Genomic DNA, 12,897 nt, shown 5'->3' on the forward strand with positions numbered 1-12,897 from the left:
TTCGCCGGCCGCTTCGCGGTCCTTGACTCGGCACCCGATCGAGAAAGATTTCGCCTGTATCGGGGCGGCGGCGAGAGAGTGGCGCGGAGTTCACGATGCTTGTTCGCTGAGCGCGTAACATGGGGTTGACCTGCTTAAATAGGTCGCTAGCGGATGCTCTTCCGCATATAATAAGGCCTATGTACGAGATCATCGACCGCCTCCTCGCTGGGCCGCCTGCGGGTGCGTCCGAGGGTGAGCTGGTCGACTGGATCACGCGTCTTGAAGAGGTCAAGTGCACCGCCGAGGCCGTCCAAGCCGAAGCAGCCGTACGCCTCGATGAAGCCGTCCGGGTCCGCCAGGCCGGGGCCGGGGTGCCCGCCCGCAGGCTCGGCGAGGGCGTGGCCTCGCAGGTTGCGCTGGCGCGGCGGGTCTCGCCCGAGAAGGGCGCCAAGCTCCTCGGGCTCGCCAAGGTCTTGATCGCGGAGATGCCGCACACCTTCGCGCTGATGAAGGCCGGGCTGTTCTCCCAGTGGCAGGCCACCATCCTGGCCCGCGAGACCGCGTGCCTCTCCCTCGAGGACCGCAGGGTCATCGACTCCGAACTCTGTGCCACCGGGCCGGACGGTGAACCTGCTCGGGCGGTGTCGATGGGGTTGCGGCAGCTCGAGAACGCCGCCAAGAGGCTCGCCATCACCCTCGACCAGGCCTCCGTCGTGGCCCGGGCCGCGAGCGCGGTGAAGGACCGGCGGGTCAGCCTGCGGCCGGCACCGGACACGATGACCTGGCTCGGCGCGTTGTTGCCGGTCAAGGACGGCGTCGCCGTCTTCGCCGCCCTCGACCAGGCCGCGAAGGCTGCTGCGGCTGCGGGTGATGAGCGCACTAGGGGTCAGGTCATGGCCGACACCCTGGTCGACCGGATCACCGGCCGCAGCACCACCGGCGCGAAGCCTCGGATCGAGGTCAAGATCGTGATGACCGATGACTCTCTCATCAACACCAACAATCAGCCGGCCATGGTCGAGGGCTACGGACCCGTCCCCGCCGCCTGGGCCCGCGAGACGCTCAACGATGCCGAGGTGTTCGTCCGCCGCCTGCTCACCGACCCCGCCGGTCGGCTGGTCGCCATGGAATCCCGCTCCCGCAAAGCTCCCGAGGGGCTGGCCGAGTTCATCGCCACCCGTGATGGTGGGATCTGCCGGACCAACGGCTGCGATGCCCCGATTCGCAACGTCGACCACGTCGAACGCCACGCTGACGGTGGCACTACCAGCGCCGAGAACCTGCAAGGGCTGTGCGAGAGGTGCAACCAGGCCAAGGAAGCCCTCGGCTGGCAGGCCAGACCAGGACCCGACGGCAGCATCATCACGATCACACCCACCGGGCACACCTACACCAGCCCACCACCCGACACCTGGGCGCCAGACCCACCAACCTGGTCCCGAGCCGAGTTCGGACTGCGCGACGTACTCCTCGAACACACCCTCGCCGCCTGAACCATGTCGCGCTCAGGCGAGGGGGAGGAGGTCGCGTTCGGCGAACACCTTCTTGGCGGTGAAGGTGGCGTTCAGGGCACGGGGGAAGCCGCAGTAGACCGCGGAGTGGAGGAACGCCTCGATGATCTGTTCGGGGGTCAGGCCCACGCTGAGGGCGGCGTTGATGTGGACCTCGAGCTGGGGCTCGCAGCCGCCCAGGGCGGTGAGCATGCCGAGGGTGACGAGCTGTCGGTCTCGCGGCTCGAGGCCGGGGCGGGCGTAGATCTCGCCGAAGCCCCAGGCGACGACCTGGTGGCCGAGCTCCGGGGCGATGTCGGCCAGCGCGTCGATGACTCGAGCACCGGCCTCGCCGTCGATCGCGTCGAGGATCTCGCGTCCGTGGTCGTGGCGGGCGGCGCGGGAGATGGGGTCCTGGGCAGGGTTCTCGAAGGTCATGCCGCGCACGCTAGGAGTTGGAGCGCACTCGAAGTCAACGGACCGAAGCAGGCGTCAGGAGGCGTACGCGATCTGCTCCTGGATCTCGAAGCGGAGGCCGTCGGCGGCGGCGATGTAGACGTCCTGGTCGACGAGGTTGCCGTGCATCCGCATCAGGCCTCGGGGGCTGGAGTAGCTGTGGTGGTCGGTGAGGCGCAGCGCGGGCTCGACCTCGAGCCCGCCGCAGGCGTCGCCGATCTGGCGCAGGAACATCAGCGACTCGTAGCAGGACTCGCCCACAGCGTTGAGGGAGGGCGCGTACTCGCCGAAGCGGCGGTAGTAGCGCTCGGCCAGATCGGCCGACTCGGGGGTGGTGAGGCCGTCGAAGTAGGCGGCGGCCGCGAAGACGTTGGCGTTGGCGCCGGCGCCACCGGCGAGCAGGGTGTTCTCCTCGACCGCGGGGCTCAGCCGGGTCAACGACTGGCTCAGCCCGGCAGCGGCGAACTGGCGGTTGAAGTGCACCGCGTCCTGCCCCATCAACAGCATGATCACCCCGTCCTGTGCGCCGCCCTCGAGGCCGCGGAGCACTCCGGCGAAGTCACGGGTCCCCAGTGGGACGTACGTCTCGCTCACGACCTCCGAGGGCGATCCGCGCAGCGCGGCTCGGGCCGTGGACCCGGTGACGCGCGGGAAGACGTAGTCGTTGCCGACCACCGCCCAGCGGGAGACGCCGTGGTTGGCGCGCATCCAAGCGGTCGCGGGGAGCAGCTGGTTGACCGGGCGCTCGCCGATCATGAAGACCCCAGGAGTGTCGTCGCCGCCCTCGTGCATGGCGGCGAAGGCGTAGAGGGCCCGGCCGCCGATGCGGGCGGTGATCGCCTGACGTACCGCGGAGATGTGCCAGCCGGCAATGGCGTCGACACGGCCGAGCTCGACGAGCCGAGCGACCTCGGCGGCCACCTCGTGGGGAGCTCGACCCGCATCGATCGCGACCAGCTCGACCCCCCTTCCGGCGATCCCGCCGCCGGCGTTGAGCTCCTCGGCGGCGAGCTCGCCGCAGGCCAGGCAGCCGGGACCGTAGATGCCGGTCGGGCCCTGCATCGGCACCACGAACGCGATCGAGAGGGCCCCCGGCGGACGCGGTGCGAGGCCCAGCAGGGCATGGGACGCCGGGGTGAACGACGGCGTAGACATCGGCACCTGCTCCCAGACGAACCAGACCAGCTGAAGCGGACGGATGACTCACCATTGAGCCGATGGATGGTTAGGGTACGGGAGTCGGGCCCTCGGCGCAGCGGGCATCCAGCAGACATTCGTGGGAGGACGCCATGGAGGTGGCCGAGACGGCCGTCACGGATCTCGCCGTGCTGCTCGCCCAGGCACAGCGCCGGATCGAGCGAGCGCTCGCCGAGGCGTACGCCGAGTTCGACCTCACCGCGGAGCAGTGGCGCATCCTCAGCGTGCTGCTCGACGATCCGGGCCAGACGATGACGCGTCTCGCCGACGGGGCCGCGCTCCCGGCCGGCACGCTGACCAGGCACGTCGACCGGCTGGTCGAGCGCGGGCTCGTGCTGCGCAAGATCCATGCCGAGGACAAGCGCCGTGCCGTGGTCGCGCTCTCTCCGGTGGGCGCCTCGGCTGCCCGGGAGATCCGCGCCCGCCAGCAGACCGAGGCCGTCGCCAGGGTCGCCCGCGACCTCCGGACGGTTCTCGACAGCCTCCCCTGAGAAGACGTTTCCGCCTGGAAACAAATCCTCGCGGAGTCCGACACATCCGCGAAACAACCCGTCCCTAGATTCCTTCCATTCGAGAGCAATTGTCCGATGGAAGGACCCCCATCCCGTGCGTACGAAATTCTCGAGCCGCCTCCTCGCGGCCAGCTCGGTGCTTGCCCTGGGCATGACCGCGACCGCCTGCGGCGGCGCCAAGACCGGTGACACCGCAACCAGCGAGAGCTGCGTCGACACCAGCGGCGACACCATCAAGATCGGCTTCCTCAACTCCCTGTCGGGGACGATGGCGATCAGCGAGACGACCGTCTTCAAGTCCCTGTCCATGGCGGCCGAGGAGATCAACGCCGACGGCGGCGTCCTCGGCAAGAAGCTCGAGATCGTCAGCGAGGACGGCCAGTCCGAGCCGACCGTCTTCGCCGAGAAGGCGACCAAGCTGATCCAGGACGACTGCGTCGCGGCCGTCTTCGGTGGCTGGACCTCCAGCTCGCGCAAGGCGATGCTGCCGGTCTTCGAGGGCAACGACGCGCTGCTCTTCTACCCGGTCCAGTACGAGGGCCTGGAGTCCTCGCACAACATCTTCTACACCGGCGCGACCACCAACCAGCAGATCATCCCCGCTCTCGACTTCCTCAAGCAGGAGAAGAAGATCGAGTCGATCTTCCTGGTCGGCTCCGACTACGTCTTCCCGCGCACGGCGAACAAGATCATCAAGCAGTACGCAGCCGCCAACGGCATCGAGGTCCTCGGCGAGGAGTACCAGCCCCTCGGCTCGACCGACTTCGGCACGGTCGTCGACAAGGTCAAGGCCGCCGGCGCGGACGCGGTCTTCAACACCCTCAACGGCGACTCCAACGTGGCCTTCTTCAAGGAGTACAAGGGCAAGGGCCTGACCGCCTCGGCGATGCCGGTGCTCTCGGTCTCGATCGCCGAGGAGGAGGTGCCGGGCGTCGGCGTGGGCAACCTCGAGGGGCAGTACACCGCCTGGAACTACTACCAGACCATCGACAGCCCGGCGAACCAGAAGTTCGTGACCGACTTCAAGGCCGCCAACGGCGCCAAGGCGGTCACCTCCGACCCGATGGAGGCGGCCTACACCTCGCTGCACCTGTGGAAGGGCATGGTCGAGAAGGCCGACTCCTTCGCGGTCGAGGATGTCATCGACGCCTCCGACGGCGTCACGTACGACGCGCCCGAGGGCACCGTCGAGGTGAACGGCGAGAACCACCACATCGCCAAGACCGCGCTCATCGGCCAGGTGAACTCCGAGGGCCTGATCGACACGGTCTGGTCGAGCGACGAGCCGATCGAGCCGGACCCCTACCTGAAGACCTACGACTGGTGGAAGAACTAGCCCGTTGGACACGCTCCTCGCCCAGGTCTTCACCGGCATCTCCGCCGGTGCGGTCCTGCTCCTCATCGCCCTCGGCCTCACCCTGACCTTCGGTCAGATGGGCGTGATCAACATGGCTCACGGCGAGTTCATCATGGCCGGCGCGTACACCGCCTATGTCGTCTCGACCATCGTCGCCAGCACCGAGCTGAGTCTGCTGATCGCGCTCCCCGTGGGGTTCGTGATCGGCGGGCTGCTCGGGCTGGCGCTCGAGGCGAGCGTGCTGCGGTGGATGTACGCCCGTCCGCTGGACACGCTGCTCGTCACCTACGGCGTCGGCCTCATCCTGCAGCAGGTCGCGCGTGACATCTTCGGGGCCCCGGCCAAGGAGGTGCCCGCGCCGAGCTGGCTGGACGGGTCGATCCCGATCCTCGGCTACGACTTCCCGCTGACCAGGCTCTTCATCATCGTCCTGGCCGCCGCGTGCGTGGCCGCGCTGCTGGCGGTGCTCCGGTTCACCGCCCTCGGGCGGCAGATCCGGGCGACCGTCGGCAACCGCGACCTGGCCGAGACCATCGGCATCTCGACCCGGCGCACCGACCGGGCCACCTTCTTCATCGGGTCCGGCCTGGCCGGTGTCGCCGGGGTGGCGCTCACGCTGCTCGGGTCGACCGGCCCCAACCTCGGCACGTCCTACATCGTGCAGGCGTTCCTGGTGGTCGTGGTCGGCGGCATCGGGCACCTCAAGGGCACGATCGTCGCGGCTCTCGGGATCGGCCTGCTGCAGGCGTTCCTCGCCCACGCCCTGACCGGCTCGGTCGCCCAGGTGATCGTCTTCCTGGCGATCGTCGCGTTCCTGCAGCTGCGCCCGCAGGGCATCCTCTCGGTTCGGACCAGGAGCCTGGCATGAGACTCTCCAACCTCAGATGGGCCTATCCGTACGTCGGCTGGCTGCTGCTCGCGGTCGCCCTGCTCGTCCTCGCCCCCGCGGTCCTGTCCGACTTCCGCCTCGGCCTGCTCGCTAAGTACTGCTGCTACGCCATCGCGGCGGTCGGCATCGGTCTGGCGTGGGGCCGTGGCGGGATGCTGGTGCTCGGCCAGGGGCTCTACTTCGGGATCGGCGCCTACGCGATGGCGATGCACCTCAAGCTCGCCGACGCCGGCCCGGGCGGCGTGCCGGACTTCATGGCGCTCTACGGCGACGCCACGGTGCCGGGCTGGTGGGAGCCGCTGCGCAACGGCGGGCTCGCGCTGGTCGTCATCCTCGTCCTGCCGGCACTGGTGGCGGGCCTGCTGGGGCTCGCGGTCTTCAAGCGGCGGATCAAGGGGGCGTACTTCGCCATCCTGAGCCAGGCGCTCGCCGCCGCCTTCGCGATCCTGCTCGTCGGCCAGGTGAAGACCACCGGCGGTGCCAACGGACTGAACAACTTCCAGGGCTTCTTCGGGTACGCCCTGTTCGATCCGGCCAACAAGCGGATGCTCTACTTCATCGCCGCCGGGATCCTGCTGGTCTCGATCCTGGTGATGGCCTGGCTCTACAGCACCCGCTTCGGTGAGCTGCTGGTCGCCGTCCGTGACGGGGAAGAGCGGGTGCGGTTCCTGGGCACCGACCCGGCCAACGTCAAGCTGGCGGCGTACGTCATCGCGGCCGTCCTCGCCTCCATCGGCGGCGCCCTCTTCGTGCCGATCGCGGGGATCGTCTCGCCCGACGACGTCGGGGTGGTCGCCTCCATCGGGCTGCTGGCCGGGGTCGCGCTCGGCGGGCGGGCCTCGCTGCTCGGACCGGCCGTCGGCGCGCTCCTGGTCGGGTACGCCGAGACCTCGCTCTCCGAGGCCTTCCCGGGGTCGTGGTCCTACTTCCAGGGAGCCCTGTTCGTGCTGGTCATCCTGCTGTTGCCTGGCGGGCTGGCGCAGCTGCTGGGTCTGGTGAGAGGTCTGGTCTCGCGGCGTATGGAGTCCACGTCGTCCGGGGAGCCGGAGACACGAGTGGCGGAGGAGGTCACCGTATGAGCACCGACACGCTGGAGGTCAACGATCTGCGGGTCGAGTTCGACGGCTTCGTCGCGATCGACGGGGTCTCCCTGACCCTCGAGCCGGGCCGACTGCACTTCCTGATCGGTCCCAACGGCGCCGGGAAGACGACGCTCGTGGACGCCCTGACCGGCCTGGCGAGCGGAAGTGGTGAGGCGCGCTATCGCACACGCGATCTGCTCACGCTGGCATCGCACCGGATCACCCGCCTCGGGGTGGGACGTACGTTCCAGACCGCGACGGTCTTCGAGGAGCTCAGCGTGCTGCAGAACCTCGACATCGCCGCCGGTGTGCACCGGGCGCCGTGGCGGCTGATGCTGCCGCGGCGGGGGACACCCGAGCAGGTCGCCGAGGTGCTGGAGACCGTGGGGCTCACCGAGCTGGCGGACCGGCCCGCGGGCGTGCTCTCGCACGGGCAGAAGCAGTGGCTGGAGATCGGCATGCTGCTGGTGCAGGACTCCTCGGTGATGCTGCTCGACGAGCCCGTCGCCGGGATGTCGGCCGAGGAGCGGGAGGAGACCGGGGAGCTGCTGCGCCGGATCAGCCCGGAGCGGACGGTGGTGGTCATCGAGCACGACATGGACTTCGTCCGACGCTTCGCCGACATCGTCACCGTCCTGCATGCCGGCAAGGTGATCGCGGAGGGCACGGCTGCCGAGATCCGGGCCGACGCCGAGGTGCAACGGGTCTACCTGGGTGACACGGTCGCCGGGGTGACCGAGACGAACGCGGGAACAGGGGAGGACGCCTGATGCTGAGGATCGAGTCGGTCACCGGCGGCTACGGCCGCACCACGGTGCTCCACGAGGTCAGCCTCGAGGTTCCGGCCGGCGCCGCAGTGGCGCTGATGGGGCACAACGGCGCCGGCAAGACGACCCTGCTCAAGGCGGCGGTCGGGCTGGTCCGGGCCAAGAGCGGCCGGGTGCTGCTCGACGGCGAGGACGTCACCGCGCTGCGACCGAGCGCACGGGTCAAGCGCGGTCTGGGCTACGTCCCGCAGGGCCAGCAGAGCTTCGGCGAGATGACCGCGCTGGAGAACCTCCAGCTGGTCGGCGATCGGGCCGGGATCAGCGAGATGATCGACCTGTTCCCGGCGTTGAAGGATCTCCTCGGGCGACGCGCCGGGCTGCTCTCCGGCGGTCAGCGCCAGCAGCTATCGATCGCGCGTACGCTGCTGACCAGGCCGCGGCTGCTCATCCTCGACGAGCCGACCGAGGGCATCCAGCCCAACGTCGTCGCCGAGATCGAGCGGGTGATCGCCGAGCTCACCGGTCGCGGCGACCTCACCGTGCTGCTCGTCGAGCAGCACGTCGGGTTCGCGCTGCGTACGGCCTCTGCCTACTACATCCTCGAGTCCGGCCGGGTCACCGCGAGCGGTGACGGCGGCACCAAGGCGCACGATCACGTCCGATCCCAGCTGGCCGTCTAGGCCGGCCGTCCAGAGAGTTGGCGAGATGCATCTGACCCCGTCCGACACCGAGAAGCTGCTGCTGTCCGTAGCCGGGATGGTCGCTCGAGACCGGCTCGCCCGTGGGGTGCTTCTCAACTACCCCGAGTCCGTCGCCCTGATCTCCACCTGGGTGATCGAGCGGGCCCGGGAGGGCGCCCTGGTCTCCGACCTGATGACGCAGGGCCGCGCCGTGCTGACCCGCGAGCAGGTCATGCCCGACGTGGTCGACATGCTCGTCGAGGTGCAGGTCGAGGCCACCTTCCCCGACGGCCGCAAGCTCGTCACCATCCACCAGCCCATCGCCTGAAGCGGAGATGTCCATGCAGTCCAGCGGTCCCGGAGCCGTACGCGTCGCCGACGGCACCATCCGGCTCAACACCGACCGGAGCGAGTCGGAGCGGCGTACGTTGGTCGTCCTCAACACCGGCGACCGACCGGTCCAGATCGGCTCCCACATCCACCTCGCCGAGGTGAACTCCGCCCTCGACTTCGACCGCACCGCGGCCGAGGGGTTCCGGCTCGACATCCCCGCCGGCACCTCGCGCCGATTCGAACCGGGTGCGTCCCGGGAGGTCGCGATCGTGGCGCTCAAGGGCGTGCGTCGGGTGCCCGGAATCCAGATCAAGGAGGCGTGATGGTGGAGATCAGCAGGAGCGAGTACGCCGCGCTCTACGGCCCCACGACCGGCGACCAGGTGCGCCTCGGTGACACCGACCTGTGGATCGAGGTCGAGGACGACCTGACCGCGGGCGGCGAGGAGTCGGTCTTCGGCGGCGGCAAGTCGATCCGCGAGTCGATGAACCAGTCGACGGTGCCGCGGTCCGAGGGTGCCCTCGACACGGTGATCACCAACGCCCTCGTGCTCGACCACTGGGGCATCGTCCGTGCCGACGTCGGCATCCGCGGCGGAAGGATCGTCGCCCTGGGTCGCTCCGGCAACCCCGACATCGCCGACGGCGTCCACCCCGACCTGGTGATCGGACCGGGCACCGACGTGGTCAGCGGCGAGGGGAGGATCCTCACCGCCGGGGCGATCGACGTCCATGTGCATCTCCTGTCGAGGTCCCAGATCGTCGAGGCGATCTCCACCGGGATCACCACCGTCGGCGGTGGCGGCACCGGCCCCTCGGAGGGCTCCAAGGCCACCACGGTCACCCCCGGACCGTGGCACCTGGAGACCATCCACCGCGCGCTCGACGACATGCCCGTCAACCTGCTGCTGATGGGCAAGGGCAACACCGTCTCCGCGGCCGGGCTCGCCGAGCAGGCGCTGGCCGGCGCCGCCGCCTACAAGGTCCACGAGGACTGGGGCTCGACCCCGGCCGCCATCGACGCCGCCCTCAAGGCCGCCGACGAGCACGGCCTGCAGGTCGCGCTGCACTCGGACTCGCTCAACGAGGCGGGCTACCTGGAGTCGACGGTCGCAGCGATCGCCGGCCGCTCGATCCACGCTTTCCATGCCGAGGGCGCCGGGGGAGGGCATGCGCCCGACATCCTCTCGGTCGCCTCGCTGCCGTACGTCATCCCCGGCTCCACCAACCCGACCCTGCCGCACACCGTCAACACCGTCGCCGAGCATCTCGACATGCTCATGGTCTGCCACCACCTCAACCCGCGCGTGCCCGAGGATCTGGCCTTCGCCGAGTCCCGGATCCGGGCGACCACGATCGCCGCCGAGGACGTACTGCACGACCTCGGCGCGCTGTCGATCACCTCCTCCGACGCCCAGGCGATGGGCCGCATCGGCGAGGTCGTCTGCCGCACCTGGCAGGTCGCCCACGCGATGAAGGCCCGGCTCGGCTCGCTGGGTGGGAAGGCGGACAACATCAGAGCCAAGAGGTACGTCGCGAAGTACACGATCAACCCCGCCATCGCCCACGGGATCGCCGCCGAGGTCGGCTCCGTGGAGCCCGGCAAGATGGCCGACCTGGTCCTGTGGGACCCGCGGTTCTTCGGCATCCGGCCCGAGGTCGTGATGAAGTCCGGTGCCCTGATCTGGGGCGCCCTCGGGGACCCGAACGCCTCCATCCCGACCCCGCAGCCGGTGCTCATGCGGCCGACGCTGGTGGGGCCGGGAGCGGACCACGCGGTCTCGTTCGTCGCGCCGGCCGCGCTGGAGGCCGGGCTGGCCGACCGTCTCGGCCTGCGCCGCCGTCTTGTCGGGATCTCGCCCACCCGCGAGATCGGCAAGGCCGACATGGTCAACAACTCCGCGACCCCCGAGATCAGGGTCGAGCCCGAGACGTTCCGCATCCACGTCGACGGCGAGCTGATCGAGCCCGCCCCCGCCACCGAGCTGCCGCTGACGCAGCTCTACTCGATGTTCTGAGCCCGATGTCCGACGACCTGCTCATGATGCTGCTCGCCGACGCCCGTCTCCCGGTCGCCGGCCACACCCAGTCGGGCCAGCTGGAGGCAGCCGTACGCTCCGGGCTCACCGCCGAGCAGGTGCCGGTCTTCATGCGGTCGCGCCTGGCCAGCGTCGTGCGGGTCGAGGCGGGCACGGCGGTGGTCGCGCTGCATCGGCTGCGCGCCGGTCTGCCGCTGGAGCCGGTCCACGACGCCTGGGCCGCCCGCACGCCCTCGGCCGCGATGCGCGACACCTCGCGCACCCTCGGTCGCGCGCTGTTACGGCTGGTCAGGCGCCTGTTCCCGGACTCGCCGCACGTCATGGAGGTGGCCGGGATCGGGCGGCCCTGCCGCCCCCTCGTCCTGGCCGCTGCGGCCGCCACCGGTGGCATCGCGCCGGCCTCGCTGGGCCGGCTGGTGGCGTACGACGACCTGCAGACCGTCGCCTCGGCATCCCTCAAGCTGCTGCCCCTCGACCCGCTCGACGCCACCTCGTGGGTGCACGAGCTGCTCCCCGAGGCCGAGCGGCTCGCCACCGAGGTCGCCCCGCTCACCGAGCCCCCAGACATCCCGGCGCCCAGTGCGCCCCAGCTAGACCTGTGGGCCCAGGCCCACGCCGACACGACCAGGAGGTTGTTCAGTGCCTGAAACCGAGACGAAGAACGGGACGAAGAACGACAGGGGGCTGCGCATCGGCGTGTGCGGTCCGGTCGGGACCGGCAAGAGCTCGCTCATCGCGCTCCTGTGCCGGGAGCTTTCCGCCGATCTGGAGATCGGCGTGGTCACCAACGACATCTACACCGACGAGGACGCCCGCTTCCTGCGCTCCGCCGGTGTGCTCGACCCGGCCCGCATCCGGGCCGTCGAGACCGGCGCCTGCCCCCACACCGCGATCCGTGACGACGTCACCGCCAACCTGATCGCCGTCGAGGAGCTCGAGGAGGACTTCGCGCCGCTGGACGTGGTCCTGGTCGAGTCCGGCGGCGACAACCTCACCGCCACCTTCTCCCCGGCGCTGGTCGACACCCAGATCTTCCTGATCGACGTCGCCGGCGGTGGCGACGTCGCCCGCAAGGGCGGCCCCGGCATCGAGCGCGCCGACCTGCTCGTGGTCAACAAGACCGACCTGGCCCCGTACGTCGGTGTCGATCCGGTCGCGATGGTCTCCGACGCGGGGTCGGTCCGTGAGGGCCGTCCGGTCATCGCGCTCTCGCGCACCGATCCGGCCTCGGTGGAGGCGCTGGTGACATGGGTGCGGTCCGAGCTGACCCGGCACCGCGGCGGCGCCCTGGTTCCGGCCGACCCGGGGCCGATGGCGCCCCACTTCCACGCGGACGGCACCGGCCACACCCATGAGCATGACCATCAGCACGCCTGAGACCGCCACCGGCTCCCTGACCCGGGTGCGGGTCGGGGCGGTCGACGGCGGCCGGGTGCGCGTGGAGACCGACGTCACCGGACCCGCGACGGCTCCGGCGCTGCGTCCGATGCTGCTCGCCAGCGACGCCCGCGCGGCGCGGGTCTCGCTGGTCCCCGACGGCGCGATGCTCCTCGCCGGCGACCAGGTCACGGTCGAGGTCGAGGTGGGGGAGGGCGCCAGCCTGACCCTGGTCGAGCCGACCGGGACGGTCGCCTACGACATGGACGGCGGCCACGCGTCCTGGACGGTCGCGATCACCCTCGCCGCCAACGCCGGCCTGGTCTGGGCGGGGGAGCCGTTCGTGGTCTCCGCCGGCGCCGACGTCACCCGCGACACCCGGGTCACCCTCGCCCCCACGGCGAGGCTCGCCCTGCGCGAGACCCTCGTCCTCGGCCGTCACGGCGAGCGCCCCGGCCGGGTGGCCACCACCTGGTCGGCCCATCAGGACGACGGGTGCCCGCTCCTGGTCGAGTCCCTCGACCTGGACGCGAGCTCGCTGGCGCCCGGACTCCTGGGCCCGCACCGCGTGCTCGCGTCGGTCACGGCGCTCGGCAGGGACGTACCGCCAGACGCCTGCCCCGACGGGCGGCTCGACCTGGAGCGCGGCGGCACCCTGTGGCGCCACCTGGCCGGCGAGACCCACGAGGTCCCGGCCGGCCCCTGGGAATGCGCCGCGACTGGTTGATGCTTCAACG

At 70.3% G+C, this 12,897-nt stretch carries 15 protein-coding genes; 13 read left to right on the forward strand and 2 right to left on the reverse strand.

Annotation, left to right across the window (positions count from 1 at the left end):
• The first annotated feature begins 179 nt into the window (after positions 1–179).
• Positions 180–1,475, forward strand: coding sequence for an HNH endonuclease (locus ABT304_RS29640; RefSeq protein WP_350720875.1), 1,296 nt, complete (start codon positions 180–182; stop codon positions 1,473–1,475).
• A gap of 12 nt (positions 1,476–1,487) precedes the next feature.
• On the opposite strand, the gene ABT304_RS29645 is transcribed toward ABT304_RS29640, so the two are convergent.
• Positions 1,488–1,910: a carboxymuconolactone decarboxylase family protein gene (locus tag ABT304_RS29645; protein WP_350720877.1), complete on the reverse strand. Its 423-nt coding sequence runs from the start codon at positions 1,908–1,910 to the stop codon at positions 1,488–1,490.
• A gap of 54 nt (positions 1,911–1,964) precedes the next feature.
• On the reverse strand, positions 1,965–3,083 hold the full coding sequence (locus tag ABT304_RS29650) for a substrate-binding domain-containing protein (RefSeq protein ID WP_350720879.1): 1,119 nt from the start codon (positions 3,081–3,083) through the stop codon (positions 1,965–1,967).
• Between the two features lie 134 nt (positions 3,084–3,217).
• On the opposite strand from ABT304_RS29650, the gene ABT304_RS29655 reads away from it, so the two are divergent.
• From ABT304_RS29655 to ABT304_RS29710, 12 genes are all read left to right on the forward strand, one after another.
• Entirely contained in the window at positions 3,218–3,616 is a 399-nt protein-coding gene (locus tag ABT304_RS29655) for a MarR family winged helix-turn-helix transcriptional regulator (RefSeq protein ID WP_350720881.1), read from the forward strand.
• 115 nt (positions 3,617–3,731) lie between these two features.
• Positions 3,732–4,973 (forward strand): urea ABC transporter substrate-binding protein, encoded by a 1,242-nt coding sequence (gene urtA, locus ABT304_RS29660; protein WP_350720883.1) that lies wholly within the window; start codon positions 3,732–3,734, stop codon positions 4,971–4,973.
• A 4-nt stretch (positions 4,974–4,977) separates the two neighbouring features.
• Entirely contained in the window at positions 4,978–5,862 is an 885-nt protein-coding gene (gene urtB, locus ABT304_RS29665; protein WP_350720885.1) for an urea ABC transporter permease subunit UrtB, read from the forward strand.
• Complete coding sequence (gene urtC / locus ABT304_RS29670; protein WP_350720887.1) at positions 5,859–6,962, forward strand: urea ABC transporter permease subunit UrtC; 1,104 nt, start codon at positions 5,859–5,861, stop codon at positions 6,960–6,962. The genes urtB and urtC overlap by 4 nt, the downstream gene beginning before the upstream one ends.
• The gene (gene urtD, locus ABT304_RS29675; protein WP_350720888.1) at positions 6,959–7,735 is read left to right on the forward strand and encodes an urea ABC transporter ATP-binding protein UrtD; all 777 of its coding nucleotides are present in this window, start codon (positions 6,959–6,961) and stop codon (positions 7,733–7,735) included. Before urtC ends, urtD begins: the two co-directional genes overlap by 4 nt.
• On the forward strand, positions 7,735–8,412 hold the full coding sequence (locus ABT304_RS29680; protein WP_350720889.1) for an ATP-binding cassette domain-containing protein: 678 nt from the start codon (positions 7,735–7,737) through the stop codon (positions 8,410–8,412). Before urtD ends, ABT304_RS29680 begins: the two co-directional genes overlap by 1 nt.
• 25 nt (positions 8,413–8,437) lie before the next feature.
• Entirely contained in the window at positions 8,438–8,740 is a 303-nt protein-coding gene (locus ABT304_RS29685) for an urease subunit gamma (RefSeq protein WP_160022202.1), read from the forward strand.
• Between the two features lie 7 nt (positions 8,741–8,747).
• Positions 8,748–9,068: an urease subunit beta gene (gene ureB, locus ABT304_RS29690; RefSeq protein ID WP_502890457.1), complete on the forward strand. Its 321-nt coding sequence runs from the start codon at positions 8,748–8,750 to the stop codon at positions 9,066–9,068.
• Positions 9,068–10,762 (forward strand): urease subunit alpha, encoded by a 1,695-nt coding sequence (locus ABT304_RS29695; protein WP_350720892.1) that lies wholly within the window; start codon positions 9,068–9,070, stop codon positions 10,760–10,762. Before ureB ends, ABT304_RS29695 begins: the two co-directional genes overlap by 1 nt.
• A gap of 5 nt (positions 10,763–10,767) precedes the next feature.
• On the forward strand, positions 10,768–11,430 hold the full coding sequence (locus ABT304_RS29700; RefSeq protein ID WP_350720894.1) for an urease accessory UreF family protein: 663 nt from the start codon (positions 10,768–10,770) through the stop codon (positions 11,428–11,430).
• Complete coding sequence (gene ureG, locus ABT304_RS29705) at positions 11,423–12,160, forward strand: urease accessory protein UreG (RefSeq protein WP_350720896.1); 738 nt, start codon at positions 11,423–11,425, stop codon at positions 12,158–12,160. The genes ABT304_RS29700 and ureG overlap by 8 nt, the downstream gene beginning before the upstream one ends.
• On the forward strand, positions 12,141–12,887 hold the full coding sequence (locus ABT304_RS29710) for an urease accessory protein UreD (protein WP_350720898.1): 747 nt from the start codon (positions 12,141–12,143) through the stop codon (positions 12,885–12,887). The genes ureG and ABT304_RS29710 overlap by 20 nt, the downstream gene beginning before the upstream one ends.
• The last annotated feature ends 10 nt before the right edge of the window (positions 12,888–12,897 follow it).

Origin of the sequence: Nocardioides sp. NPDC000445 (assembly GCF_040300245.1) — a bacterium.
GTDB lineage: Bacteria > Actinomycetota > Actinomycetes > Propionibacteriales > Nocardioidaceae > Nocardioides.